Raw genomic sequence first — 26812 nt, forward strand, 5'->3', positions numbered from 1 at the left:
CGCCCGCCTCAGCTCGCCAGAACGCCCAGATGCTCCAGCAGGATCTTCAGGCCTAGCGCGATCAGGGCGACGCCGCCGATCAGTTCGACGATCTTGCCCAGGCGCGTGCCCGCCGCCTTGCCGACCAGCAGGCCCAAGGTCGCCAAAGCGAAGGTGGTGAAGCCGATGCAGGCGGCGATCAGCCAGATGTTGGCGTCCAGCAGCGCCAGGCCGACCCCCACCGCGCCCGCGTCGATCGAGGTGCCGACGGCGGTGGCGACCAGAGCCAGCAGGCCGCGCGACGCGGCCTTGCCGCCGGGGTCAGCCGCCTCGACTTCGTCTTCACGCTTCAGCGCCTCCCAGATCATCTTGGCCCCGACCGCGCCCAGCAGGCCGAACGCGATCCAGTGGTCGATGGCGGCGACGAAGCCGGCGGCCGCCACGCCCAGGGCGAAGCCGATCAGGGGGGTGATCGCCTCGATCACGCCGAACACTAGGCCCGAGCGCAGGGCCTGGGGCACCGTCGGCCGGTGCTGGGCGCCGCGCCCGATGGCGGCGGCGAAGGCGTCGGCGGACATGCTGACGGACAGGACGGCGATGGCGACGGGGGACATCATGGGAAAACACACTCGGCCGGACGCATGACAGCACGCTCCACGCGCGGGCCGGCCCCGCAGGTGCAGCATGCTGGTCTCGCTAGGCGGAGGTGATCCGCTGATCGCGCCATGCCCCTGAAGACAGGAAGCAAGTGTGTTGACGCGACCCCGGCTGGGATATGCCGGAAGCTACTCCCCAACGGCCGCCCCTCTAGCGCCTCGTTCCGAGTCTATCAACCCGCAGATGGCCAAAGGCGACAAGACGTCCCATCTGTGCTAGACGCCGCCGCTTCACCCTTCGCCGCAGGACATCCGCCCTTGAGCATTTCGCTCGATCTCACGCGCGCCAGCGCCCCGGTAAAGACGCCCGTCAACCTCAGCGGTCTGACGCGCGACGAGCTGCGCCAGGCCCTGATCGACGCTGAAATCTGCCCGCCCGAAAAGGCCAAGATGCGCGCCTCGCAGGCGTGGCGCTGGATCCACCACTACGGCGTGACCGACTTCGATCTGATGAGCGACGTGGGCAAGGACACGCGCGCCAAGCTGGCCGAGGCCTTCACCCTGGCCCGCCCCGAGATCGTCGAGCGCCAGGTGTCGAAGGACGGCACGCGCAAATGGTTGATCCGTACGGCGCCGGGCATCGAGATCGAGACCGTCTACATTCCCGACGTGGGCCGGGCGGGCGCCCTGTGCGTCTCGTCCCAGGTCGGCTGCACCCTGAACTGCACCTTCTGCCACACCGGCACGCAGAAGCTGGTCCGCAACCTGACCACGGCTGAGATCGTGGCCCAAGTCCAGGTGGCCCGTGACGATCTGGACGAGTGGCCCTCGCCCAAGGAAGATCGTCGCCTGTCGAACATCGTCTTCATGGGCATGGGCGAGCCGCTCTACAATCTGGACCACGTCGCCAACGCCATCGACATCATCTCCGACAATGAGGGCATCGCCCTGTCGCGGCGTCGGATCACGGTGTCGACCTCGGGCGTCGTGCCGCAGCTGAACGCCCTGGGCGAGCGCACGGCGGCCATGCTGGCCATCAGCCTGCACGCCACCAACGATCCCCTTCGCGATCAACTGGTGCCGCTGAACAAGAAGTATCCGCTGGACCAGCTGATGGCCGCCATCCGCGCCTATCCCGGCCTGTCCAACGCGCGCCGGGTGACGTTCGAATACGTCATGCTGAAGGGCGTCAACGACAGCCCGGCCGAGGCGCGCGCCTTGATCAAGCTGATCGAGGGCATTCCGTCCAAGGTGAACCTGATCCCGTTCAACCCCTGGCCCGGCACCGACTATCAGTGCTCGGACTGGAAGACGATCGAGACCTTCGCCGCCATCCTGAACAAGGCGGGCTACGCCAGCCCCATCCGCACCCCGCGCGGCCGCGACATCCTGGCCGCCTGCGGCCAGCTCAAGTCCGAAAGCGAGAAGCTGAGGGCCAGCGCGCGGATCAAGGCCGAGCGCGAAGAGGCCGACGCGGCCTGAGAGGGCCGCCGCCCGCCCGGTCGGACGCTTTGTCCGCCGACTGTGGCGCGGGCGCCCTAGCGGAACGGTCAGGCTTTCGGGCAAGGGTGTTTTGGTTTCGTTCCCCTTTAGGCTGGGAGGCTAGGGTTCGTCGTCATGGAGACCTCGTCGTTGCCGGGCGTTCTGTCGACTCCTGAACTCCAGGCGTTCGCGACGGGCTTTCCGATCCTGATGCTGCACCTGGCGGTGACGTTCGGCCTGCTGGCGGCGGGGGCGGCGGTCTATGCCCTGCTGACGCCGTGGCGCGAGATCGCCCTGATCCGGCAAGGCAATCCGGCCGCCGCCGTGGCCTTTTCCGGGGTGCTGGTCGGTCTGGCCATCCCGCTGGCGGTGTCCCTGTCGGTGTCGACCTCGATCCGTGACATCGCCATCTGGGGCGTGGCGACGGTGGTGCTGCAACTGCTGGCCTTCCGCGTCGTCGACTTCCTGCTGCACGGCCTGCCGCAACGGATAGAGAAGGGCGAAACCTCCGCCGCCGTGGTCTTGGCCGGGGCCAAGCTGTCGACCGCCTTGATCCTGGCGGCGGCCCTGACGGGTTGAGGCGGCGGCCTTGCGCTTTCCCCATCTTCCCGACTGGACCATCTACGCCGCCGTCATCGGCGTGATCCTGATTGCGTCCCTGAACCGGGGCGAGCGCGCCGACGCGCCGCATGATTTCCATTACGATGAGGCGACGGGGCCTCTGCTGGGGCCGATCACCCCCTTTGATCCGTCCGTCACCGTCGACACCTCGGACGAGCATGAGCCGGTGTCGGGCACGGCCTTCTCCATCGCCGGAGACGGCCGCTGGATCACCGCCCGCCACGTGGTCGAAGGGTGCCGCAAACCCGCGCTGGTGATCGACAAGACCCGCGCCCTGGCCGCCGACGTGCGCCTGGCCGCGCGGGCGGACGTGGCCGTGCTGCTGACGGACGGGGGACCGCCCGCCTTGCCGATCGCGCCCCAGGCGCCGCTCTACAAGGGCCAGCGGGCCTTCCACCCCGGCTTCCCTCAAGGGCGGCCGGGCGAGGTGGCCTCGCGCCTGATCGGCCGTGAGACGCTGAAGATCCGCGGCCACCGCTCCTATGACGAGCCGGTGCTGGCCTGGGCCGAGGCCGGCCGCACGCGGGGGCTGAAGGGCACGCTGTCGGGCCTGTCGGGCGCGCCGGTGCTGGACCGTCGCGGACGGGTGCTGGGCGTGACCATCGCCGAGTCGCCCCGGCGCGGCCGCATCTACACGACGGCCCCTGACACCTTCGTGCCCACGGTCGGCGCCCAGCAACGCGCCGATGAAGCCGCCCTGGGCCAGGCCGTGACGACCCAGAACTACGGCGCCGTCTCCGACCGGCTGCGTCAGGATCTGCGTGTCGCCCAGGTGGTGTGTCTGACGACCTGATCCTGGCGACCTGAACGAAAAACGCCTCCCCATGAGGGGAGGCGTTCTTGGCCTTACTTCAGCGAGGCGCTGTCCAGGTTCAGATCGGTCAGCGGAATGACCTCGACGTTCGGATACTTGGCCCGCAGGGCGTCGATGAACTTGGAGGCGTCGCCGACCACGACCATGCTGGCCCGGTCGGTCGGCAGGTGTTCGGCGAAGGCCGCCTCGACCTGCTGCGGCGTGACCGCGCGGACGCGTCCGGCGTAGTCGGCCAGATCGCTCATCGGCAGGTCGTAGAGGGCCAGGTTGGCGACCAGGCCGCCCAGGCCGTCGACCGTCTCCAGCGAGCGGCCGAAGGCGCCGATCAGGGTGGCGCGGCGCGGGGCCAGTTCGGCCTCGGTCGCCGGGGCGTCGCCCAGCTTGCCGATCTCGGCCAGCATCAGATCGACCACCTCGGCCGCCGACTCGTTCTTGGTCTGGGTCGAGGCGGTGAAGACGCCCGCGTCCGCCCGCGCGCCCAGCGACGATCCGGCGCCGTAGGACAGGCCCTTCTCGATGCGGATCTTCTGGTTCAGCCGCGAGGAGTAGCCGCCGCCCAGCAGGGTGTTGCCGACCGTCAGCGGGAAGAAGTCCGCGTCGGTGCGGCTGACGCCGCGGATGGCGGCGACGACCGCCGCCTGACCGGCGCCCGGCTGGTCGATGACGACGACGCGCGGAGCCAAAGCCTGGCCCGCCTTGTCGATGGCGGCCGGTGCGGGACCGGCGTCGCGCCAGTCGCCGAAGGCCTCGTCCGCCAGGGCGCGGGCTTCGGCCGGGGTCACGTCGCCCGAGAAGACGAGGGTCGCCTGCGACGGACGGAAGCGATCGGAGTGGAACGCCGCCACGTCGTCGCGCGTCAGGGCGGGGATGCTGTTCACTGTGCCAGAACCCGGCGCGCCATAGGGGGCGGCGCCGTAGATCACGCGGCCGACCGCCTGCCCGGCGATGGAGCCGGGCTGGCTCAGCGCCACGCGCAGGCCATCCAGGGTCTGGGACTGCTGACGCTCCAGCTCTTCTGCGGCGAAGGTCGGGTTGCGCACCAGATCGGCCATCAGAGTCAGGGTCCGGCCGAACACGTCCTTGGGCGCATTGGCGTAGACATTGGTGAAGTCGGCGCCCGCGCCCGCGCCGATGCTGGCGCCTAGTTGCTCGATGGCGGTGGCGATTTCCGGCGCGTCCTTGGTCGTCGTGCCTTGAGTCAGCAGGGCGGCGGTCATGGAGGCGACGCCCGGCTTGCCCGCCGGATCATGGGCCGAGCCGGCGTTGAAGTTCAACCGCGCCGAGACCAGCGGCAGACCTGTCGTGGGCGCGACCAGAACGCGCAGGCCGTTGTCCAGGCGGAAGTCGGCGATGGCCGGGGTGGCGGGCGACACTTCAGGCCCCGGCTGGGGCAGGCGGGCGCGCTCGGCTTCCGGCAGCAGGACGGCGACCGGACCGGCCGGGGCCAGGGCGGCGACCGTGACGGGGGCGTCGACGTTCTTCTTCTGCTCGCTGGGCGCATTGGCGTCGTCGGCGGGCAGGTAGTTGATGGTGATCTGGCGCTGCGGCGTCAGATAGCGGCGGGCCACGCGCTGCACGTCGGCGGCGGTGACGGCCTGGATTTCGGCGATCTCGCGGTCGGCGGCCGTCGCGTCGCCGGTCATGATCAGCGCCATGCCCAGGGTCGTGGCGCGGTCGTCGATGCTTTCACGGCCGCGCAGGGCGTCGGCGACCAGTTCGTTCTTGGCCTCGGCCAGTTCGGCGGCGGTGACGGGTTCGTCGCGCAGGCGCGCGATCTCGGCCTCCAGCGCGGCCTTGCCGGTCTCGACCGTCTCGCCGCCCGCCATGATGGCGTAGGCGGCCAGATTGCCCGCCTGTTGGGCGAAGTCGGGGTTGGAGCCGGCCGAGGCGGCGATCTGCTTGTCATAGACCAGCGAGCGGTACAGGCGGCTGCTTTCGCCGGTCGACAGGATGCCGTCCAGCACCGTCAGGGCCGCGCGATCGGCGTCCTTATAGGCCACGGTGTTCCAGGCCAGGGCCACGGCGGGCAGGGGCACGTTCGGCGCGTAATAGGTGGCGGTGCGCGGGCCGGTCGGCTCGGGCTCTTTCACATCATTGGCGGGCATGGGCGTCGACGGACGCTTCAGCGGGGCGAAGTACTCGTCGACCCAGCCGTCCAGCTGCGCCTGGTCGAAATTGCCCGCCACGATCAGCATGGCGTTGTCCGGCCGGTAGTAGGTGGCGTGGAAACGCAGCACGTCGTCCAGGGTCGCGGCGTCCAGCTCTTCGATCGAGCCGATGCCCGGACGGCGATAGGGGTGGTCCTGATAGATGGTCTCGGGCGTGAACAGGCCGAACAGACGGCCATAGGGGCTGGCCAGAATCCGCTGGCGGTATTCCTCCTTCACCACGTCGCGCTCGGAGGCGAAGTTCGCCTCATCGACGACCAGCGAGCCCATGCGATCGGCTTCGGCGAACAGGATGCGCTGCAGGTGGTTGGCCGGGACCACTTCATAATAGGCGGTCACGTCGTCGGCGGTGAAGGCGTTGTTGAAGCCGCCGACGTCCTCGGTCAGGCGATCGAACGTCTCGGACGGCATGTTCTTGGTCGCCTTGAACAGCAGGTGTTCGAACAGGTGAGCGAAGCCCGAACGGCCCGCCGGATCGTCCTTCGACCCCACGCGATACCAGACCTGGACCGTGACGTTCGAGGTCGAGGCGTCGCGCGCCGTATAGACCTCCATGCCGTTGGCCAGCACCCGCTTGGCGAAGCCCAGCGGCGGCACCTCGACCCCGCCCTGGGCGGTTGTCGCGGCGGCGGGCGGCGCCTTGGCCCAGGCGGGGGCCGCGGCGGGCAGGCCAAGCAGCAGCGCCGAGGCGCAGGCGGTCAGGATCAGACGATTCTTCATGAGGGGCGGCTTTCCAACGCCCGCAGTCGAAGAAACGGGCGCCGAAAGCCTAGCAGGGCGAAGAGCCGCCGCGCACCTTACGGAGCTGTAATGAAACGGAGCGTCATTTCCGCCGCTCATCCCCGCGGAGGCGGGGACCCAATGCTTTGGCCTCAAGCGCGGCGGCGTCGATTCTGGCGCTCGATCCGCGCTCCGCCTCCGCGGGGATGAGCGGAATTAGAATGTCACCGCCCGAACACTTCGACGCCGACGCTGCCGTCGGTCGCCAGCCAGGCGCGTTTCATGCCCTGGCTGTTATAGGGCTGGGCGATATTGCCGTGACGGTCCAGAGCGATCAGGCCGCCGTCCCCGCCCAGGGCGCCGATGCGGTCAATGACGGCTTGCGACGCCTCGACCAGAGACTGGCCGGCGGCGACGCCGATGGCGGTGCGCGCGGCGGCGGCGACGCGGATGAAATACTCGCCCTGGCCAGTGCAGGAGACGGCGGCGTGCTCGTCGGCCCAGGTTCCGGCAGCGGGGATGGGAGTGTCGCCTACGCGACCCGGCATCTTGCCGAACACGCCCGCCGTCGAGGTGGCGGCCGCCAGTCGGCCTTGGTTGTCCAGCACGCAGCAGCCGACGGTGCCGTGGCTGAGACCGCTGGGCGGATGGTTGTCCTCGCCCTGACCGGCGCGAGTGTACCAGGCTTCGGGGTCTTCGATGCGCGCCAGGCTCTGTTCGGCGGCGAAGCGGGCGGCGCCGTTTCCGGCCAGCATGACGTGGGGGGTGCGGTCCATCACCGCGCGGGCGGCGACGACCGGATTGCGGAAGCCCTGCAGGGCGGCGACGGCCCCGGCCTTGCCGGTGACGCTGTCCATGAGGCTGGCGTCCAGCTCATAGTCGCCCGCCAGGTTGGGCGAGGCGCCGCGCCCGGCGACATAGAGGCCGGAGTCTTCGAGCATGACGACCGCTTCGACGGCCACGTCCAGGGCCGAGGCCCCGGCGTCCAGCCGCGCCTTCATGGCCTCCACCACCTCGCGCATGTGCACGACTTCGGCGTCGTAGTTGCGCTCGCGCCGGGCGCCGGCGCCGCCGTGAAGGATGAGGGCGGGTTTCGCCATGATCGTCTCCTCAGAACCCATTCGGCCTCTTTGCATCAGGCCGCAGGCTGATTAGCGTCGCCGGCGTGTCGGCGCCATGGCCGATAGGGGATAGCTGAAAAGAGTTCCTATGCGTGCAGTCCTGTCCAAGGCCCCCGGCGGCCCGGAAACGCTTGTCGTCGAGGAGATCATGGACCCCACGCCCGGTCCGGGCGAGGTGGTGATCGAGGTCAAGGCCGTGGGCGTCAACTATCCCGACGCCCTGATCATCGCCGACAAATACCAGTTCAAGCCTGAGCGCCCCTTCGCGCCGGGGGCCGAGGTCGCGGGCGTCGTCGATGCGGTCGGCGAAGGCGTTAAGGGCGTGTTCCGGGGCGATCGGGTTGTCGCCGTGCCCGGCTGGGGCGGCATGGTCGAGCGGCTGAAGGTCAAGGCCGAGACCCTGATCCCCATCCCCGACGGTATGGACTATGAGACCGCCGCGGCCTTCATCATGACCTATGGCACCAGCTACTACGCCCTGAAGGACCGGGCGCAGTTACAGCCGGGCGAGACGCTGCTGGTGCTGGGCGCAGCGGGCGGCGTCGGCGCCGCCGCCGTCGAACTGGGCAAGGCGATGGGCGCGCGCGTGGTCGCCGCCGCCTCGACCAATGACAAGGTGGAGTTCGCGCTGGAGCTGGGCGCCGACAACGGCCTGATCTACCCCTCCGGCCCGATGGACAAGGCGGCCCAGAAGGAGCTGTCGGGCGAGTTCAAGCTGTCGACCGGCCGCGACGGCGCCGATGTGGTGTTCGACGGCGTCGGCGGCGACTACGCCGAGCCGGCGCTTCGCGCCATGGACTGGAACGGCCGCTATCTGGTGGTGGGCTTCCCGGCGGGGATTCCGTCCCTGCCGCTGAACCTGACGCTGCTGAAGTCGGTGTCGGTGGTCGGCGTCTTCTGGGGCGCCGCCGTCGCCCGCGATCCCAAGGGCCACGCCGCCAACATGGCCGAGCTGATGCAGCTCTACAGCGAAGGCAAGATCAAGCCGCGCGTCAGCCGCACCTTCCCGCTGGAACGCGCCCATGAGGCCATCCAGGCCCTCAGCGACCGCGCGGCCATCGGCAAGATCGTGGTGAAGGTGGAGGACTAGGTCTAGCCCTCGTCCTCCCGCAGCCGCTTCAACGCCTGCGCCGCCTGATCGTGGTGGCGGGGCTTGAGGTGGGCGCCCAGGGTCGCCAGCACCGCTGCGATCACCGCCGCGTCGTCGGTGAAGCCGATGCCGGCGAAGATGTCGGGAATGGCGTCCACCGGCATGACGAAATAGGCCAGGGCGCCCAGGATGATCCCCTTGGCCGCCAGCGGGGTCTTGGGGTCCTGGGTCGCGTACCACGCAGCCAGGGCCTGTCCAGCGAAGGGGATGCGGGCGGCGGTGCGTCGCATCTTGGGCCAGAAGCCCTGACGCACGCGCATCTCGTTCACCTTCTGCACGGCGGGAGCCAGGGCCTTTTCAGGATTGATGGCGTCATCGGACGACACCCCGTTGGTCTTTGCGGTCATGGCCGCTAAATCCTCGCACGAGCACTCGGTTCAATCGAATATAGGACGACTTTCATGAAACTCGACGCTTCGATCGCAGCAGTGGTGACGGGCGGGGCTTCGGGCCTCGGCGAAGGCACGGCGCGCGCTTTGGCCGCCAAGGGCGTCAAGGTCGCCCTGTTCGACCTGAACGAAGAGCGCGGCGAGGTCATCGCCCAGGAGATCGGCGGCGTCTTCTGCAAGGTGGACGTGACTTCGGACGACAGCGTCGCCGCCGGCTTCGCCAAGGCCCGCGCCGCCCACGGCCAGGAGCGCCTGACCGTCAACTGCGCCGGGATCGCCACCGGCCAGAAGACCGTCAGCCGCAAACGTGAAACCGGCGAGATCCGCGCCCACGACATGGCCCAGTTCGAGCGCACCGTCTCCATCAACCTGTTCGGCACCTTCCGCGTCCTGTCGCAGTCGGCGGCGGGCATGGTGACGCTGGAGCCGATGGACGACGGCGAGCGCGGCCTGATCGTCAACACCGCCTCGGTGGCGGCCCAGGACGGCCAGATCGGCCAGGCGGCCTATTCGGCGTCCAAGGGCGGCGTTTACGCCATGACCCTGCCGGTCGCGCGCGACCTGATGAACGAGGGCGTGCGGGTCAACACCATCCTGCCGGGCATCATGTGGACGCCGATGATGGCGGGCATGGACCAGAAGGTGCAGGACGCCCTGGCCGCCATGATCCCCTTCCCCAAGCGCCTGGGCACGCCGGCCGACTACGCCGCCCTGGCCCTGCACCTGGCCGAGAACACCTACATCAACGGCGAGTGCATCCGTCTGGACGGGGCTATTCGTCTGGCGCCTCGCTGATACGAGGCGCGGCAGGGCCGCTAACGCTCGCCGCGCGGCGGCTCGCTACTTGAGCGGGCTTGGCGCGTAGCGGCAGGCGACGGCGCTTTGAAGCGGCCTTCGGGGCGTCCCTTGCGGGCGTTTCGGGGGCCGTTTTCGTGTGAAGTTTCAGGGCTATTCGAAAAAAATCGGCGGATTGGACGAAAATCGAAAAAGGGGCTTGCGCGATCCGAAGTCGGTCCGCTATACGCCCCTTCCTCGACGGGGAGCAGCACATCGCTCCCAACGGAGTGCGGGCGTAGCTCAGGGGTAGAGCATCACCTTGCCAAGGTGAGGGTCGGGCGTTCGAATCGCCTCGCCCGCTCCAGTCGAAAGGGAAAACGGGGTCCGGCCGCAAGGTCGGGCCCCGTTTCCTTTTGGGTCCTGCACATCGCCGCACATGAAAAAGGCCCGACGCGATCGCCGGGCCTTTTCGCGTTCTGCAACGGCGGCCCTACAGCCCCAGCGCCGCGCGGATGTCGCGCCAGTCGACGTATTTGAAGTTCTGGGTTCCGGTGTCGTTGACGTCATCCTGGATCACCACCAACCCCTCAAGGAAGGGGCCGACCGGACCGCCCAGGGCGGCCAGGCCGTCGGTGCCCGTCACCCCGTCGACCGTCCCGTCCACGACCACGAAGCGGCCCTTGTACTGCGGCTCGGCGCCGTCGATGCGCCAGACGGGGAAGGTCGAGTCGCCCTGGCTGGAGGCGATCAGATAACGCGCATCGCCGTCGGTCAGCGTGGTCAGCCCCTCGGCGTCGGCGACCAGCACCCCCGGCGCGACTGGCTGGACCAGGGCGCGCGTCCCGCCCGAGGCCGGATCGAGGCCATAGCGCCACAGGCCGACGTTCTCCTCGGCGATATAGAGGGCGTCCGTCGCCGGATCGGCGGCGCAGCCCTCGGAGATGGAGCCGATCTCGGCGCGGCGAACCAGTTGCGCGGCTGGGCGGCCGTCGGGTCTGGCGGCGACGACGAACTGGCGTAGTTCGCCCTCATGGCCGACCAGGACGGCGTGAACCTCTTCGCCGCGCCGGGCGAAGCAGAAGCCGTAGGGCTCGATGACGTCGGTGGCGATGGAGCCCCAGTAGCGCACCTTGTTGTCGCCGGTCCCGGCCGGGTCGAACAGATAGAGGGCGACGCCGGTGCGGCCCGGCGTGCGATCGCTGGCCCCGATCAGCAGTTGCGGACGGCCGTTGAGGTTCAGGCCTTCGACCACGTCGACGTTGTTCAGCAGCCCCTCTGGCATGAACTGCAGGATCGCCCCGTCGAAGCCGTAGACGTAGAGGCCCGCCTTCTTGTCGGTGCCGACGATGAAGCCGGGGGTCTGAACGCCGCCGATGGTCACGGGCGTCGCCGAGGCCCGGACGGCGGGGTCATCGGCCGCGTCGTCGCCGACCGTGCCGACCGAGGGCGTCTCCAGCATGGCGCGCACGGGGGCGCCTTGGCCGACGAAACCGCCGCCCTCGCCCTGATAGTCCACCTCATGCCCCGCGCAGGCGGCCAGCAGCAGGGCGGGGGCCGCAAGACCGGCGAGCGAGCGCAAGGGCAGGGAGGCGAACATGAGCAGGGCTTTCCGTCTGAATAAGGAATGTCCGCCCGAAACACGCGCGCGACAGGGCGGTCAACGGCGCTGCGACGACGGTTCGGCGATGGTTCGAAGACGGATAATCCGGGTCGGGACGAACTGTCGTCGTCTCGTGTTCCGCTCGCAGATTCCTTTTCGTGAAACCGTCGCGGCCGCGTCGTCGCGGCGCATTAGCCATCCCGCCAGAACCGGGCCGCCAGATGCGGCGCCGGGCCTCGGGGATATGGATCATGAAGCTCGGACTTCTTCTCAGCGCGGCGACCTTGCCGCTGGCTTTCGCTGTCGCCGCCCAGGCTGCTGATGTCAGGGCCGCCGATGTCGCGGCGCCCGCCGCTCCGGCCGTCGCGGCCGCCCCTGCGGGCGACGGCCTGATCGGCCGCGTCGTCAACGCCGACGGCTCGCCTCTGCCCGGCGCCGAGATCATCGACCGCGTCAGCGGCCGCCGCGCCGTCAGCAACAGCCAGGGCGAGTTCAACCTGGGCGGCGTCTCGGGCCAGGTGACGCTGGAGGCCCGCTACATCGGCCTGCCGACCGCGACCCAGACGGTCGCCGCCGCGCCGGGCCGCCTGACCTCGGTCACGGTCATGATGGGCTCGGGCGATGCGGTCGCCGTGGCCGACGTCATCGTCAACGGCGTCATCACCGAGGGCGTGGCCCGCTCGCTGAACCAGCAGAAGAACGCCGACGGCACCATCAACGTCCTGTCGGCCGACGCCATCGGCCGCTACCCCGACCCGAACGTGGCGGAATCGTTGCAGCGCGTGCCGGGCATCGCCATCCAGCGCGACCAGGGCGAGGGTCGTTACATCAACATCCGCGGCGCGCCGTCGGCCTTCACCGCCGTTTCGGTGGACGGCGTGACCGTCCCGGCCGTCGATCCGGGCACGCGCGCGGTCGATCTGGACACCCTGCCCAGCGACATCGTCTCCAACATCGAGGTCTCCAAGACCCTGCTGCCGAGCCAGGACGCCGACTCCATCGCCGGCGCCGTCAACATCAAGACCCGCTCGCCCTTCGACCAGCGCCGTCTGGCCGTCAGCGGCTATGCCGGCGGCAGCTACAACGACTACGGCGGCGAGGACATCCGCGCGGGCGCCACGGCGTCGAACGTCTTCGGCGCGGACCAGACCTTCGGCGGCCTGCTGTCCTACTCCTACTCCAAGACCAACCGCCGCCCCGACAACGTCGAGTCCGGCTGGACCAAGATGGAGACCCCCGAAGGCGGCGAGGTGTTCGCCCTCGAGGAAAGCCTGTTCAAGGACTACGACACCGAGCGCACGCGCCAGTCGATCAACGGCTCGCTGGAGTTCCGCCCGTCGGACGCCTATCGCGCCTGGGTTCGCGGCTCGTTCGCCCAGTTCGAGGACGACGAGTACCGCAACCAGCTGCTGCTGACCTATGACGAGGACAACCTTCAGGCCGGCGCGACCGACCGCAAGGCGACCTTCGACGAGGTGACGGTCGAGCGTCAGCTGCGTCACCGCACCCAGAAGAATGAGATCCTGACCCTGACGACCGGGGCCGAGCGCATCTTCGGCAACGGCGCCGTGTGGGACGCCAACATCTCCTGGGCCAGCAGCGAGCAGACCTATCCGAACCGCAACGAGCTGCTGTTCGAGCTGAACAGCAGCCCGACCGTCAGCTACGACTTCACGGGCAGCCATTACGAGCCGACCTATTCGATCTTCGCCGACGGCGATCACCTGGCTCAGTCGGACTATAAGTACGCTCAGACGGACTTCCGCTCCTCCACCACGACCCAGGAGGAATACGCCTTCCAGACCAATTTCGAGCTGCCCTCGATCATCGGCGGCCGCGAGGTGACGTGGAAGTTCGGCGGCAAGTTCCGTTCGCGCGACGTCTCGGCCGACGAAGAGCGCAGCCGCATCAAGCAGGCGCCGACCCAAACCTACGCCGACCTGATGACGGGGTCGGAGTCGCGCAACTACGGCTATCTGCTGGGCCACAAGTTCAACAACGGCCTGGTCGATGGCTACTTCGGCCAGGTGCGGCCGCTGGCGACGCGGCGCGATGAAGACTCCATCGCTGCCGATTACACGGCTCAGGAAGACATCCTGTCGGCCTACGCCCAGGGCCGTCTGGACATCGGCGCGACCAACATCATCTTCGGCCTGCGCGTCGAGAACACCAAGTTCGAGGGCGAGGCCGCCAGCTTGTTCACCAAGGATGGTGTCGAGTCTCAAGAGGTGGCGCGGGTCGATCGCGACGACACCGAGTTCTTCCCCAACCTGACGATCCGTCACAGCTTCTCGGACAATCTGATCGGCCGCTTCGCCTTGACGCGCTCGATCTCGCGTCCCGAGTTCAACCAGATCGTCCCGCGCCGTATCGAGCAGACCGAAAGCTCCAAGAAGACGGCTTCGTATGAGATCGGCAATCCGGACCTGCAGCCGACGCTGTCGAACAACATCGACTTCGGGCTGGAATACTACTTCGCTTCGCTGGGCGTGGTGTCGGCCAACGCCTTCTACAAGGACCTGACCGACTATCGCTACATCCTCAAATACGAGGACAAGGTGACGGTCGACGGGATCGAGTTCGACGCAGAGTTCGAGACCCCGATCAACGCCCCCAACGGCCATCTGATGGGGCTGGAGCTGAACTGGCAGCAGAAGTTCAGCTTCCTGCCGGGCTGGGCCTCGGGCTTCGGCGTCTTCGCCAACTACACCTGGACCGACGCCGAGATCGAAACGGCCCAGGCCTATAGCGGCCGCAACAAGTTCGCCCTGCCGGGTCAGTCGGAGAATAACTACAACCTGGCCCTCTTCTACGAGATGGCCGGCTTCAGCGCCCGCCTCAGCTACACCAAGCGCAGCGACTATTTGGAAGAGATCAACGCCGACGATCCCGACTTCGACCTGTTCGTCGAGGGCCGTGAGCAACTGGACTTCACCGCCTCCTACGACTTCGGCAACGGGGTCGAGGTGTTCGGCGAGGCGAAGAACCTGACCGACTCGGCGGGCGTCCGCTACTACGGCTCGCGCGAGCGGACCTATGAGTACGAGAAGTTCGGCTACAACGTCTTCATGGGCGTGCGCTTCAAATACTGATCAGCCCTGCGTGGCGGAAACGGAGGGCCGGGCGGCGACGCCCGGCCCTTTTGCATTGCGGCTTTGGGCCGCTTTGCCTTTGGTCGGCATGGCCCCCGGCGCAATCCGGGCCTATATGGAGCCTGGCGGTTGACCCCGCCGGGGTCGGCGCTAGTGTCCGCGCCGTTTCCCGAACCCTGCGCCAGACCGATTAGAGGACTTCCATGGCCGACGCTTCCCAGACCTACGACGTGGTGATCATCGGGGGCGGGCCGGGCGGCTACAACGCCGCCATTCGCGCCGGCCAACTGGGCCTCAAGGTCGCCTGCGTCGAGATGCGCTCGACCCTGGGCGGCACCTGCCTGAACGTCGGCTGCATGCCCTCCAAGGCCCTGCTGCACGCTTCGGAATTGTATGAGGCCGCGGGCAAGGACTTCGCCGGGATCGGCATCGAGGTGAAGCCCAAGCTCAACCTCCCCCAGATGCACAAGGCCAAGGACGACAGCGTCGAGGCCCTGACCAAGGGCATCGAATTCCTGTTCAAGAAGAACAAGGTCGACTGGCTGAAGGGCCGCGGCCGCATTGCTGGTCAGGGTAAGGTCGAGGTCGAGGTCGCCGACGGCTCGAAGACCACCTATGACGCCAAGAACATCATCATCGCCACCGGCTCCGAGCCGACCCCGCTGCCGGGCGTCGCCTTCGAAGAGGGCAAGGTCATCGACTCGACCGGCGCCCTGTTCCTGCCCAAGGTGCCCAAGCACATGATCGTCATCGGTGCGGGCGTGATCGGCCTGGAGCTGGGCTCGGTCTGGCGCCGTCTGGGCGCCGAAGTCACCGTCGTCGAATACCTGGACAAGGTCGGCGCCGGCATGGACGCCGAGGTCGCCACCGCCTTCCAGCGCGGCCTGGCCAAGCAGGGCATGACTTTCCGTATGGGGACCAAGGTCACGGGCGCCAAGTCGGTCAAGGACGGCGTCGAGCTGACGGTCGAACCCGCCGCTGGCGGCGCCGCTGAAACGATCAAGGGCGACGTCGTCCTGGTCGCCATCGGCCGTCGTCCCTACACCGAGGGCCTGGGCCTGGAGACGGTCGGCGTCACGCCGGACCAGCGCGGCTTCGTCGGCCACGACCACTTCAAGACCTCGGCGCCGGGCGTCTGGGTCATCGGCGACGTGACCCATGGCCCGATGCTGGCCCACAAGGCCGAGGAAGACGCCGTCGCCGCCGTAGAACTGATCGCTGGCAAGCCGGGCCACGTCGACTACGACCTGGTCCCGTCGGTCATTTACACCACGCCGGAAGTGGCCTGGGTCGGCAAGACCGAGGAGCAGCTGAAGGCTGCGGGCGTCAACTACAAGAAGGGCAAGTTCCCCTTCGCCGCCAACAGCCGCGCCAAGATCAACCACGAGACCGACGGCTTCGTGAAGGTGCTGGCCGACGCGACGACCGACAAGCTGCTGGGCGTCCACATCTATGGCCCGCAGGCTGGCGAACTGATCAGCGAAGCGACCATGACCATGGCCTTCGGCGGCTCGTCCGAAGACATCGCCCGCACCTGCCACCCACACCCGACCCGCGCCGAAGCCGTCCGTCAGGCGGCCATGGGCGTCGAGGGCTGGACCATGCAGGCCTAAGCCTCACCGTCTTTCAGACCGCGATCTGAACGGCGCGCTCCGCACGGGGCGCGCCGTTTTCGTTGGGGCTGTCGCTGTTCAGAATAGCCAGCGCAATCGAGGCGCATAATGAGTCGATTGAGGGGAAACGGACACGTCCGTATAGCTTAGGGACACGCCTGCTCCCGGCCCGCCGGCGCCCGTTGAATAGGCTTCGATTGCTGACTGAGACACCACCTGATCGTCGCGGCAGAAGGGTTCGATCATGGTCGGATCACAGCGCACAAAAACCAATGGACCCCGTCCATCGGCGCCTTGGGCGTCGGTCCCTCGGAAGACCACTCCCGTCCCATCGACCGGGTCGTAGTGGAGCCAGCGGCCATCAAACCTGACCCATGTCAGTCGAGGCGTGGACCCAGACAGATCCACCAGGCCGAGCCGTCCTGTCTCTCCATCGATCAACGCCAGTCGATAGTCGGCATGGCGAGACGGAATGGTCAGATGCTCTTTCGACTGATGGATGAGGATGGGCCTGGCATCGGCTGTGTGAAGCTCCAGGGAGTATATGGCGCCGCCCGCAACAGGCTGAATCCGCGTCAAAAGCACGATGGGTTGTCCGCCCGGACCTATCAGGCACCGCGAGAAGCCAAATATGAGGTGGCCGATGCTGCTGGCTTCATTCCCTGTGACATCGATTGCAAGGTCTGGGGTGCGATTGATCGCATCGCCAACACGTCGCGCTCTCAGATCATGGGCGGTGATCATGTAGTCGCTATGGCGCTTTCGATCTGAGCGCGCCGCCAGCAGGCAGTCGCCGGTGGAGTTGATCTCGATGGCATCGACATCCTGCGCACCGTCGATATCCTCGACGGACAGCTTGTTCGCAAGAAGGTCGATCGACATCAAGGAGGCGGGAAGGCCGTCCGGCCCGGCGGGACGGAATCCGTGCACGCTGAGACCGCGCTCGGTGTCCTCTATCGCGGCGGCGTTCAATATGAAGACGTCCGAGACCAGGCGGTCGGGTGAGTTGAAGCGCGAGATCAGCAGACGTCCGTCGTCGCAGCCAAATGCGATCAGGCCATGGTGTCTTGAGTAGGCAAGGGGAACTGGACACTCGGTTTTCACGTCGCCGAGCGGTGTCTGAACGCGGGTCTCGTAGGCCGGCTCGCTCTTGGCGCAGCCTGACAGACCAAGCGCGATGCCGAAGGTTGCGATGGCTAGGGGCGAAGGCGTCCGCATAAAGCCAAGCTATCAGCTTCTCGTGTCCATCTGTAGCTGATCTTGCCTGGAGGCTTCAGACCCATGCGTCGCCGGAAGCAGAAAATGACCCTTGGGCGAGGCGAAGTGATCGGAAACCCTCGCAATCGCGTCTGGCCGCAACCATGTCTCTTGCCGAATTTCTCTTTCAGGACCGGATCGCCCCATGGATCTTCAACTCACCGGCAAGCGCGCCCTGATCTGCGGCGGTTCCAGCGGCCTGGGACGGGCGGTGGCGACGGCGCTTGTGGCCGAGGGCGCGCATGTGGCCCTGCTGTCGCGCGATGCGGCCAAGCTGCAGGCCGTGGCCGACGAACTGAACGCCATGGGGCCGGGCAAGGCGGTCATCGCCCCGGCCGATCTGGCCGACCACGACGCCTTGCTGAAGGCGGTCGACGTCGCCGAGACGGAGCTGGGCGGGCCGATCCAGATCCTGCTGAACAACACCGGCGGACCGGCGCCGTCGGGCGTGGCGGGTCTCGATCCGACGGTCTGGCGTGAGCAGTTCGAGGCCATGGTGCTGTCAGTCTTCCGCCTGACCGACCGGGTCATGCCGGGGATGCGGGCCATGGGCTGGGGCCGTGTCCTGAACGTCGCCTCGACCAGCGTGATCGAGCCGATCGGGACGTTGGGCGTGTCTAACACCCTGCGCGCCTCGGTGGCGGCCTGGGCCAAGACCCTGGCGGGCGAGGTCGCGGCCAATGGGGTGACGGTCAACACCCTGCTGCCGGGCCGGATCGATACGCCGCGCATCGAGCGTCTGGACGCCGCCCGCGCCGCCGCCACGGGCGCGACGCCGCAGGACGCGCGCGCCGAGTCCGTCAAGTCCATCCCCGCCGGACGCATCGGCGCGACCGAGGAGTTCGGCGCGGTCGCCGCCTTCCTGGCCAGCCCGCTGGCGGGCTATGTCACCGGCTCCCTGATCCGCATCGACGGCGGAGCGGTCAAGGCGATCTGACGGCCTAGGGGCGAGGCGCGGCCTGCGGCGGCGGGCGGCGGACCAGGCCGCCGAGAGCGATGCGGCCGCGGCCATAGTCCAGCGTCACCTGGCTGAACCGGGTCAGAACGTCCGCGCCCAGCAAGAGGGCGGGACGGTCGATCAGGTTCAGAATGCGAAAGGCGTGCAGGTCGCCGAACAGCAGGGGGGTCGCTCCCAGATCGCGCCGCGCCAGCCGCAGATTGGTCACGGCGCCGGAGCGCACCAGCAAGGACTGGCCGATCACGCCGTAAACGCGCAGCAAGGGGCGCTCGACCCGGCCCAGCCGCGAATCCAGCGCCCGCATCAGGGCGCGATTGCCGATGGAGTATTGGGCGCCGCTGTCGATGAAGGCGGCGGCCGGGATGTCGTCGGCGGTCACCTGGGTCAGGATCAGCTGGCTGAAGCGCCCGGAGCGGACATCGGTGATGTCCAGGCCCACGCGGCTGGCGCGTCCGCCGAAGGACAGGCCGCGCCGCACGACGTCCGCGCCGGAGGCGGCCATCATGACCCGGCGTCGTCGCAGGTCCAGGGTCAGCCGGAAGCGCGACAGCACGTCCAGCCCTAGCAGGCCGTCGGCGCCCAGCAGCCCATAGGGAAAGACCGGCAGCACCAGGTCGGCGAACCGTCGCTCGGAAAAGGCGAGATGCGGCAGGCGCACGGTCGGCGTCATCTGGGCGGTGGTGATGCCATGCACCAGGACGGGCGGGCCGGGAGGAAGGTCCAGCGCCTGCGCCAGTCGGTCGGAGACGGCGCTACGCTCAGCGCCCGTGTCGATGACGAACAACGCCTTGTGTCCGTCCAGGTCGACCTCGACCCCTATGCGGGTCAGCAGGTTCGCAAGCAGGCGCGCCTCGGCGTCCGGGGCAACGGAAGGCGTCTGGCCCGCCGCCTCCTGCGACCAGGCCGGCGCGGTCAGCAGAAGCCCTGTCTGGGCCAGCAGGGCCAGAGCCATGCGACGGCTGGGGATGAGGCGATCAGTCCTGGGGGCGAGAATCGGCCTGCGCATGCGCGTGAACTCCCGTTCCGCGATCCCCAGGCTGGAATGCTGGCGCCTTTTTGATCCGCTGAAAAGTCCGCTTGCTGAGGGTCAGCCGCGCGGGTGGGCCTGGGCGTAGGCGGCCAGCAGGCGGGCGGCGTCGACCTGGGTGTATTTCTGCGTCGTCGACAGGCTGGCGTGGCCTAGAAGCTCCTGGATCGAGCGCAGGTCGGCGCCGGCGCCCAGCAGGTGGGTGGCGAAGCTGTGGCGAAGGGCGTGGGGCGTGGCCGAGGCCGGCAGGCCGAGGCGCCCGCGCAGCCGCTGCACCGTCGCCTGCACATGGCGCGGGCTGAGCGGCCCGCCGCGCCGCGCGCGGAACAGGGCCTGATTGGCGTCGATGACGAAGGGCTGGAGCGAGAGGTAGGCGTCCGTCGCCTCGCGCACCTGGGGCAGGATGGGGACCATCCGCGTCTTGTCGCCCTTGCCGGTGATGCGCAAGGATTCGGGCAGGGGGGCGTCGGACCGCTTCAGCGACAGGGCCTCGGAAATCCGCAGGCCGCAGCCGTAGAGCAGGGTCAGGACGGCGCGGTCGCGGGCGGCCTCCCACGGCTCCATGTCGGGATCGGCCTCGGGTTCGTGCAGCAGCCCCTTCGCCTGATCCTCGCTGACCGGCCGGGGCAGGGAGGCCTTGACCTTGGGCCCGCGCACCAGGGCCAGCTGCGGCGTCGCCACGCCCAGGCGCCGGTCGAGAAAGGCGTGAAGGCCTCGGATGGCGGCCAGGGTCTGGCTGAGCGAGCGGGCGTTCAGCGGGCGATCGCCGCTGCGGCGTTCGGCCAGATGGGCGCGCGCCTCGGCCGCCGTGACGGACCCCAGGTCGGCCGCGCTCTGCGGTCCGCCGCGATGGCGCTCCAGAAAGGCCAGATACAGCCGTCCGATGTGGCCATAGGCCTCCAGCGTGCGCGGCGACAGGCGGCGCTCATGGGCCAGATGCTCCAGCCAGGCGGCCAGAGCGTCCTGTGAGGTCAGGCTTCCAGCGGCCATCGCTCGGCCATGCGTTCGACCACGCGGGCGACGAAGGCCACCAGTTCGCAGCCCATGGCGGGGGTGAAGCCGTCGTCCTCGCCCGAACCGAAGGCGCACAGGGCGGCGCGGGGCGAGGCGGCGCCCGGCAGGCGCAGCGTCATCCGCACCAGGGCGACCGAGGCGACGTCGCCCTCGGAAGGGCCAAACAGGCTGAGGCCGGTGAAGTTGGGGCCGAGCCAGTGCAGGCCGTCCTCGCCCAGCAGGGCGTCGACACGGCCCGGCTCCAGCGCCTTCCAGCCGAAAGGCGCGGCGCCGGGTTTCTCGATGGCGACGGCGGCGCCGGCCAGGCCGAAGCGGGCCTGGGCGACGGCGTCCAACTGGCGCGACAGCTCGGCGTGGGTCTGGGCCTCCATCAGGTCCAGGGCGGCGACGTGGGTCTGGGTCTGGGCGGCGAAGTTGGCGCGGGCGATCTCTTCGATCAGCTTGCGTGCTCCGGCCTCGCGCTGGGCGACGGCCTCCAGCCGCGCCAGGGCGGCGCGGCCGAAGTCGACGACGTTGCGGCCGGTGGCGGTCAGGCCCAGCTCTTCCAGCAGGGCGCGGTCGTCCAGCAGATGTTCGGCGTGATCGCCCAGCCAGGCGCGCACCTCAGGCCAATGCAGGCCTGACGCCGCCGTCGAGTCGGTGGAGAGGTCCAGGGAAGTGCTCAAGCGGGACCTCTCATCGGGTCAGAAACTACAGAATGGACTGACCGGTCTTGCCCCAGTCCGCCAGGAACGCATCCAAACCCTTGTCGGTTAACGGGTGCTTGACCAAGGCCTTGAAAACGTCGGCAGGAATGGTCGAGGCGTCGGCGCCGGCCAGCGCAGCGGCGGTCACATGGTCCGGGTTGCGCACCGAGGCGGCCAGGATTTCCGTGCTGAAGTCGTGGATGTCGTACAGGGTGCGGATGTCTTCCAGCAGGCCCACGCCATCGGCGCCGACGTCGTCCAGACGACCGACGAAGGGCGAGATGAAGGTCGCGCCCGCCTTGGCCGCCAGCATGGCCTGGGCCGCCGAGAAGCACAGGGTGACGTTGGTCTTGACGCCCTTGTCGGCGAAGGCGCGGGTGGCGCGCAGGCCGTCCCAGGTCAGCGGCAGTTTGACCACGACGTTGGGGGCGATGGAGGCCAGCTTGTCGCCTTCCTTGACCATGGTCTCGAAATCGGTCGCCACGGCCTCAGCCGAGATCGGCCCCTCGACCAGGGCGCAGATTTCGGCGATGACCTCGGCGATGTTGCGACCCGACTTGGCGATCAGGCTAGGATTGGTGGTGACGCCGTCCACCATCCCGGTGGGCAGCAGGTCTTTGATGACGGCGACGTCGGCGGTGTCGAGAAAGAGTTTCATGAGACCAGTTTTAGCGCCGAGTTGTGACGGAAGCGACCGTCTTTCGCGGCCAGGGAAGTTTCAGACTCCGTGATCGAAAAAACAGAGTCCAATTCGTCTGAATCGTCTGAAATCGCTTCGCCGGGCGTGGCGGAAGGCGGCGATCATGGCAGGGCGCGACGTCGGTATCGGACGTCGGCGTTGCGGGCGTGCGAGGGCGCGCGGTGAAGGTCGCCTCCGTCCTCATCCCCCTGCCGGTGCCTGAGGCGTTCGACTATGCGGTTCCCGAGGAACTGACGGTCGCGCGCGGCGATCAGGTCGCCGTGCCGCTGGGTCCGCGCCTGATCCGGGGCGTGGTGGCCGAGGTGTTCGAGACGACCGGCTCCAATCGCAAGCTGAAGGCGGTCGAGCAGGTGCTGACCGATCCGCGCCTGCCGGAGCGCACGCTGGACTTCGTCGAATGGGCGGCGCGCTGGACACTGAGCCCGCCGGGCGAGATGGCGGCGACGGCGTTGAAGGGGCTGCGCGCGCCTCGGCCACGGCCCGAGCGGCGGGTGCGGCGCATCGAGGGGCGCAGTCCCGCCCGCCCGACGACGGCGCGCACGGCGGTGCTGGAGGCCCTGGGCCAGCGATCCATGCCCGGCCCCGATCTGGCGCGTGCGGCGGGCGTCTCGTCCGGCGTGGTCAAGGGGCTGGTCGACGAAGGGGTTCTGGAGGGGTTCGAGGTCGAGGCCGTCGCCGCCTTCGATGCGCCGGATCCTGACCATGCGCCTGCGACCCTGAACCCGGATCAGGCGGCGTCTGCGGCCGCCATCGCCGAGGCTGTGACGGCGGGCGGCTTCGCGCCCTTCCTGCTGGACGGGGTGACGGGCTCGGGCAAGACGGAGGCCTATCTGGAGGCGGCGGCGCGGACGTTGCGGGCCGATCCGACGGCGCAGGTGCTGATCCTGTTGCCCGAGATCGCCCTGACCCAGGCGGTGATCGAGCGCATCACCGCCCGCTTCGGCGTCGCCCCGGCCGAATGGCACTCCGGCGTCGCCCCGCCGCGCCGCCGACAGGCGTGGGAGGCGGTGGTCGCGGGGCGCTGCAACATCGTCGTCGGCGCGCGCTCGGCCCTGTTCCTGCCTTACGCCAACCTGCGCCTGATCGTGGTGGACGAGGAGCACGACGGCTCGTTCAAGCAGGAAGAGGGGCTGGTTTATCACGGCCGCGACCTGGCCGTGGCGCGAGCGCGGATCGAGGGAGCGACGGTGGTGCTGGCTTCGGCCACCCCGTCGCTGGAGACGCTGTGGAACGCCCATCAAGGCCGCTATCGCTGGCTGAAGCTGGCGGCGCGGCACGGGGCGGCGGTCCTGCCCGAGATCGGCCTGATCGATCTGCGCGAATGCCCGCCCGATCCGCAGACCTGGCTGTCCCAACCGTTGCGCGAAGCCATCGGCGAGACCTTGGCGCGGGGCGAGCAGAGCCTGCTGTTCCTCAACCGGCGCGGCTATGCGCCGGTGGTGCTGTGCCGGTCGTGCGGGCATCGGCTGACGGCGCCGGACACGGATTCCTGGCTGGTCGAGCATCGCTACACCGGGCGGCTGGTCTGCCATCTGACCGGCTTCTCCATGCCCAAGCCCAAGGCCTGTCCGTCGTGTGGGGCCGAGGATTCCCTGGTGCCGGTCGGGCCGGGCGTCGAGCGGGTCGAGGAGGAGGTGCGCCAACTTTTCCCTCAGGCGCGCACGGCCGTCTTCAGTTCGGACACCGTGCCGGACGGCAAGTCGGCCCGCGCCCTGATTCAATCCATGGCCGACGGCGAGATCGACATTCTGGTCGCGACCCAGGCTGCGGCGAAAGGCCACAACTTCCCGCGCCTGACCCTGGTCGGAGTGGTGGACGCGGACCTGGGGCTTCGCGGCGGCGACTTGCGCGCGGCGGAGCGGACTTATCAGCTGCTGGCTCAGGCCACGGGCCGGGCGGGGCGGGCGGATCGGCCGGGCCGCGCCCTGCTGCAGACCTGGACGCCCGAGCATCCGGTGTTGCAGGCGCTGGCGGCGGGCGACCGCGACGCCTTCGTCGAGGCCGAGATGGCTGAGCGTGAGGCGGCCTCCCTGCCGCCGCACGGGCGTCTGGCGGCGCTGATCCTGTCCAGCGAGAACGCCATGGCGGTCGAGAAGGTCGCTCGCGAACTGGCCGAAGCCATCCCCAACGCCGAACGGCTGGAGGTCTACGGCCCGGCGGACGCGCCGCTGGCGCTGGTGCGAGGGCGGCGGCGCAAGCGGCTGCTGGTGCGGGCCGATCGAGATGTGAACCTGCAGGCCTTCCTGCGCGCCTGGCTGGCGCGGGTGAAGGTTCCGGCCTCGGTGCGGCTGACGATCGACGTGGATCCGTACAGCTTCTTGTAGGGCGCTTTTTAAGAGGCGCTATCGCTCGCCGCGCGGCGGCTCGCTGCTTGAGCGCAGGCCCAGGCCTTGCCCCGCCGTCATCGTCTCTCTCGTGCCGTCATCCTCGGGTCAAGCCCGAGGATGACGGTGGAAGGGGGGGGGCTGCGGGGGAGGAGGGCGTCCGTCCTACCGCGGCCCGGTCAGCTTGATCTCGAACAGGCTGGGCCAGTTCTTGCCGGTGACGAACAGGCGGCGGTTCTGCGCGTCCCAGGCGATGCCGTTCAGCACGTCGTCGACCGGGTCCTTCACCTGATCCTTCGGCAGCAGACCGCTGAGGTCGATGACGCCGACCACGCGGCCGGACTCCGGCTCGATGCGGAGGATGTAGTCGGTCTGCCAGACGTTGGCCCAGACCTCGCCGTCGATCCATTCCAGCTCGTTCAACTGACGCACCGGGCGGCCGTTCAGGGTGACGGAGACGCGGCCGGTCTCGACCTGGGTGTCGGGGTCGAAGAAGCGCAGGGCCGCTGATCCATCCGACAGGATCAGGCGTGTCCCGTCATGCGTCAGCCCCCAGCCTTCGCCCGCATAGGCGAAGCGGGAGACGGGGCGGAGGTCGTCCGCGCTCCAGATGAAGCCGACGCCGTTGATCCAGGACAGGGAGAAGACGCGGCCGTCCTTCTCGGTCAGGCCCTCGCCGAAATATTCAGGGTCGAGATCGCGCTTCTGCAGCACGACGCCGTCCTCCAACCGCACCCGGCGCACGCTGGAGGGGTTGCGGCCGGTGCTCTCGATCAGCACGCCGTCGCGAATGACCAGCCCCTGGGTGAAGGCGGTCGGATCGTGGGGGAAGGTTCGCACCGCCTCATAGCCGTAGACCGGAACACGGGCGGGCGCGGGCGGAGCGGAGGGGGAAGAGGCGGCCGGCCCCGGCGCTTGCGCCGCCGCCGACGCGGGAAGCGCCAGCAGAAGCATCGCCAGGACCGGCCAGATACGCACGTTTAGACGCCTGGCTCGGCGGTTTCGGCCTTGTTGAGGGCGGCCTTGGCGGCGTCCTCGGCCTGGTTCTTTCTGATCTGGGCGTTACGCGACCACATGTTCAGGCCCTCGACCAGGGCCGAGAAGGCCATGGCGGCGTAGATGTAGCCCTTGGGCACGTGGACGCCGAAGCCGTCGGCGATCAGCACGGCGCCGATCATCAGCAGGAAGCCCAGGGCCAGCATGACCACGGTCGGGTTCTTGTCGATGAAGTCGGCCAGCGGATCGGCGGCCAGCAGCATGACGGTCACGGCGATGATCACGGCCACCATCATGATGGGGATGTGATCGGTCATGCCCACGGCGGTCAGGATGGAGTCGATCGAGAACACCAGGTCCAGCAGGATGATCTGGAAGATGGCCGAACCGACGTTGTTGATGACGACGTCCTTCTTGTCCTTCTCCAGCATGTCGTTCGACGGGGTGACGTCGACGGCGTGGTGGATCTCCTTGGTGGCCTTCCAGACCAGGAAGAGGCCGCCGGCGATCAGGATCAGATCGCGCCAGGAGAAGGCGGTGTCGAAGGTCTCGCCGTGGAAGCCCAGGTCGAAGACGGGCTGGGTCAGGCCGACGATCCAGCCGATGGTGGCCAGAAGGCCCAGACGCATGATCAGCGCCAGGGCGATGCCGATGCGGCGCGTGCGCTGGCGGTGCTCGGGGGGGAGCTTGTTCGAGAGGATCGAGATGAAGATCAGGTTGTCGATCCCCAGTACCACCTCCATGACCACGAGGGTCACAAGGGCCGCCCAGGCGGCGGGATCGGTCAACAGCGGGGTTATGCTTTCGAGCATCGGGGTTCCTGATGGGTGTTGGAAGGTTTTCGGTAACGGGAGCGTGAGCGCGCATCAAGCGTCTGATGGCGTCGTCGTCGTCGCAGGCCCTCCTGTCGGACCCAGCTTGGCCGGTCCTATTCGACCAAAGAGAGCGCGGGTGCGGCGTTATCGTTCCGCGCCCGTCGGTTGCGAGGCGAGGCCTTGCATGGTATCAGCCGCGCGGCTTTAGCGAAGGGCGTATCGAAAGATGCGTCCCCAGCGTGCTTTCAATAAGCATTTCAGGCCCTTGGCTGGCGCAGGCGACTGCGGCCGGTCTTGCGACAATCGCTTCAGACGCGGACCAATATAAGTGGCGGACGATTTCAGGACGACGGAAGTCGGCGGACGGTATGCACAAGCGCTGTTCGACCTCGCGGACGAGACGGGGGCGCTCGACGCCGTGCGCGCCGATCTGGCTGCGCTAAAGGCGGCTTGGCTGGACAGCGCGGACCTGCGCCGTCTCGCCACCTCGCCTGTCGTGGCGTCGGTTGATCAGGCCAAGGGCCTGGCCGCTATCGCCGACAAGGCCAAGTTCAATGCGACGACGCGCAACTTCCTGGGCCTGCTGGGCCAGAACGGGCGTGCGTCGGACCTGCCGGGCGTGATCGCCGGCTTCGAGGCGCTCTACGCCAAGAAGACGGGCGTCGTGGCCGCCGAGGTGGTCTCGGCCGTGGCGCTGAGCGCCGCCCAGACCAAGAAGATCCAGGCCGAGCTGCGCGCGGCCCTGGGTCGCGACCCCGAACTGACCGCCCGCGTCGATCCGACGATCCTGGGCGGGCTGAAGGTCAAGGTGGGCTCGAAACTGTTCGACGCCTCGCTGAAGACCAAGCTCGACCAGATGACCTTTGCGCTGAAGCGCGCCTAAGCCCCGAATTTCAGATCAAGCCGGGCCAGC

22 protein-coding genes and 1 tRNA gene are annotated in these 26812 nt (G+C 68.5%); 11 read left to right on the forward strand and 12 right to left on the reverse strand.

What is annotated here, in order from left to right; translation table 11 throughout:
* Nucleotides 1–8 precede the first annotated feature (8 nt).
* Nucleotides 9–596 (reverse strand): manganese efflux pump MntP, encoded by a 588-nt coding sequence (locus tag AC3IPP_RS00680; protein WP_489149971.1) that lies wholly within the window; start codon nucleotides 594–596, stop codon nucleotides 9–11.
* A gap of 297 nt (nucleotides 597–893) precedes the next feature.
* On the opposite strand from AC3IPP_RS00680, the gene rlmN reads away from it, so the two are divergent.
* The 3 genes from rlmN to AC3IPP_RS00695 all read left to right on the forward strand — a co-directional run bounded on the left by rlmN (nucleotide 894) and on the right by AC3IPP_RS00695 (nucleotide 3471).
* Nucleotides 894–2057 (forward strand): dual-specificity RNA methyltransferase RlmN, encoded by a 1164-nt coding sequence (gene rlmN, locus AC3IPP_RS00685; protein ID WP_087138821.1) that lies wholly within the window; start codon nucleotides 894–896, stop codon nucleotides 2055–2057.
* Between the two features lie 135 nt (nucleotides 2058–2192).
* The gene (locus AC3IPP_RS00690; RefSeq protein WP_003166326.1) at nucleotides 2193–2636 is read left to right on the forward strand and encodes a DUF350 domain-containing protein; all 444 of its coding nucleotides are present in this window, start codon (nucleotides 2193–2195) and stop codon (nucleotides 2634–2636) included.
* 10 nt (nucleotides 2637–2646) lie between these two features.
* On the forward strand, nucleotides 2647–3471 hold the full coding sequence (locus AC3IPP_RS00695) for a S1 family peptidase (RefSeq protein ID WP_489149972.1): 825 nt from the start codon (nucleotides 2647–2649) through the stop codon (nucleotides 3469–3471).
* A 53-nt stretch (nucleotides 3472–3524) separates the two neighbouring features.
* Here AC3IPP_RS00695 and AC3IPP_RS00700 read toward each other — a convergent pair whose 3' ends face one another.
* Complete coding sequence (locus tag AC3IPP_RS00700) at nucleotides 3525–6380, reverse strand: M16 family metallopeptidase (RefSeq protein ID WP_489149973.1); 2856 nt, start codon at nucleotides 6378–6380, stop codon at nucleotides 3525–3527.
* A 224-nt stretch (nucleotides 6381–6604) separates the two neighbouring features.
* The gene (locus tag AC3IPP_RS00705) at nucleotides 6605–7480 is read right to left on the reverse strand and encodes an isoaspartyl peptidase/L-asparaginase family protein (RefSeq protein WP_489149974.1); all 876 of its coding nucleotides are present in this window, start codon (nucleotides 7478–7480) and stop codon (nucleotides 6605–6607) included.
* Nucleotides 7481–7589: 109 nt separating this feature from the next.
* Here AC3IPP_RS00705 and AC3IPP_RS00710 point away from each other — a divergent pair, with 109 nt between their 5' ends.
* The gene (locus AC3IPP_RS00710) at nucleotides 7590–8591 is read left to right on the forward strand and encodes an NADPH:quinone oxidoreductase family protein (protein ID WP_489149975.1); all 1002 of its coding nucleotides are present in this window, start codon (nucleotides 7590–7592) and stop codon (nucleotides 8589–8591) included.
* A gap of 2 nt (nucleotides 8592–8593) precedes the next feature.
* Here AC3IPP_RS00710 and AC3IPP_RS00715 read toward each other — a convergent pair whose 3' ends face one another.
* Nucleotides 8594–8998, reverse strand: coding sequence for a YkvA family protein (locus AC3IPP_RS00715; RefSeq protein WP_489149976.1), 405 nt, complete (start codon nucleotides 8996–8998; stop codon nucleotides 8594–8596).
* A gap of 54 nt (nucleotides 8999–9052) precedes the next feature.
* Between AC3IPP_RS00715 and AC3IPP_RS00720 the strand changes: the two genes are divergently transcribed.
* The gene (locus AC3IPP_RS00720) at nucleotides 9053–9835 is read left to right on the forward strand and encodes an SDR family oxidoreductase (protein ID WP_087141363.1); all 783 of its coding nucleotides are present in this window, start codon (nucleotides 9053–9055) and stop codon (nucleotides 9833–9835) included.
* 271 nt (nucleotides 9836–10106) lie between these two features.
* Nucleotides 10107–10181 (forward strand) — tRNA-Gly (locus AC3IPP_RS00725).
* A 126-nt stretch (nucleotides 10182–10307) separates the two neighbouring features.
* Here the strand turns inward: AC3IPP_RS00725 and AC3IPP_RS00730 are convergent.
* Nucleotides 10308–11414, reverse strand: coding sequence for a phytase (locus AC3IPP_RS00730; protein WP_489149977.1), 1107 nt, complete (start codon nucleotides 11412–11414; stop codon nucleotides 10308–10310).
* Nucleotides 11415–11668: 254 nt separating this feature from the next.
* Between AC3IPP_RS00730 and AC3IPP_RS00735 the strand changes: the two genes are divergently transcribed.
* Nucleotides 11669–14509, forward strand: a complete 2841-nt coding sequence (locus AC3IPP_RS00735; RefSeq protein ID WP_489149978.1) for a TonB-dependent receptor — start codon at nucleotides 11669–11671, stop codon at nucleotides 14507–14509.
* A gap of 203 nt (nucleotides 14510–14712) precedes the next feature.
* On the forward strand, nucleotides 14713–16122 hold the full coding sequence (gene lpdA, locus AC3IPP_RS00740) for a dihydrolipoyl dehydrogenase (RefSeq protein ID WP_087141365.1): 1410 nt from the start codon (nucleotides 14713–14715) through the stop codon (nucleotides 16120–16122).
* A gap of 78 nt (nucleotides 16123–16200) precedes the next feature.
* Here the strand turns inward: lpdA and AC3IPP_RS00745 are convergent, their stop codons facing one another.
* The gene (locus AC3IPP_RS00745) at nucleotides 16201–17340 is read right to left on the reverse strand and encodes a hypothetical protein (protein ID WP_489149979.1); all 1140 of its coding nucleotides are present in this window, start codon (nucleotides 17338–17340) and stop codon (nucleotides 16201–16203) included.
* Nucleotides 17341–17524: 184 nt separating this feature from the next.
* Between AC3IPP_RS00745 and AC3IPP_RS00750 the strand changes: the two genes are divergently transcribed.
* Nucleotides 17525–18316, forward strand: a complete 792-nt coding sequence (locus tag AC3IPP_RS00750) for an SDR family oxidoreductase (RefSeq protein ID WP_087141367.1) — start codon at nucleotides 17525–17527, stop codon at nucleotides 18314–18316.
* A gap of 4 nt (nucleotides 18317–18320) precedes the next feature.
* On the opposite strand, the gene AC3IPP_RS00755 is transcribed toward AC3IPP_RS00750, so the two are convergent.
* The 4 genes from AC3IPP_RS00755 to fsa form a co-directional block, all read right to left on the reverse strand.
* A complete protein-coding gene (locus AC3IPP_RS00755; protein WP_489149980.1) occupies nucleotides 18321–19343 on the reverse strand; it encodes a pepsin/retropepsin-like aspartic protease family protein in 1023 nt (340 codons plus the stop codon).
* Between the two features lie 81 nt (nucleotides 19344–19424).
* Complete coding sequence (locus tag AC3IPP_RS00760) at nucleotides 19425–20354, reverse strand: tyrosine recombinase XerC (protein WP_489149981.1); 930 nt, start codon at nucleotides 20352–20354, stop codon at nucleotides 19425–19427.
* Complete coding sequence (locus tag AC3IPP_RS00765; RefSeq protein ID WP_489149982.1) at nucleotides 20336–21043, reverse strand: DUF484 family protein; 708 nt, start codon at nucleotides 21041–21043, stop codon at nucleotides 20336–20338. The genes AC3IPP_RS00760 and AC3IPP_RS00765 overlap by 19 nt, the downstream gene beginning before the upstream one ends.
* 25 nt (nucleotides 21044–21068) lie before the next feature.
* Nucleotides 21069–21722, reverse strand: coding sequence for a fructose-6-phosphate aldolase (fsa, locus tag AC3IPP_RS00770; protein WP_489149983.1), 654 nt, complete (start codon nucleotides 21720–21722; stop codon nucleotides 21069–21071).
* 203 nt (nucleotides 21723–21925) lie between these two features.
* On the opposite strand from fsa, the gene AC3IPP_RS00775 reads away from it, so the two are divergent.
* Entirely contained in the window at nucleotides 21926–24088 is a 2163-nt protein-coding gene (locus AC3IPP_RS00775; protein WP_489149984.1) for a primosomal protein N', read from the forward strand.
* Nucleotides 24089–24253: 165 nt separating this feature from the next.
* Here AC3IPP_RS00775 and AC3IPP_RS00780 read toward each other — a convergent pair whose 3' ends face one another.
* The gene (locus AC3IPP_RS00780; RefSeq protein WP_489151083.1) at nucleotides 24254–25042 is read right to left on the reverse strand and encodes a glutaminyl-peptide cyclotransferase; all 789 of its coding nucleotides are present in this window, start codon (nucleotides 25040–25042) and stop codon (nucleotides 24254–24256) included.
* A 26-nt stretch (nucleotides 25043–25068) separates the two neighbouring features.
* Entirely contained in the window at nucleotides 25069–25896 is an 828-nt protein-coding gene (locus AC3IPP_RS00785) for a TerC family protein (protein ID WP_087140940.1), read from the reverse strand.
* A gap of 331 nt (nucleotides 25897–26227) precedes the next feature.
* On the opposite strand from AC3IPP_RS00785, the gene AC3IPP_RS00790 reads away from it, so the two are divergent.
* Nucleotides 26228–26782, forward strand: a complete 555-nt coding sequence (locus AC3IPP_RS00790; RefSeq protein ID WP_489149985.1) for a F0F1 ATP synthase subunit delta — start codon at nucleotides 26228–26230, stop codon at nucleotides 26780–26782.
* Nucleotides 26783–26812 lie beyond the last annotated feature (30 nt).

The sequence above is a fragment of the Brevundimonas sp. KH_060 genome (genome assembly GCF_057838275.1).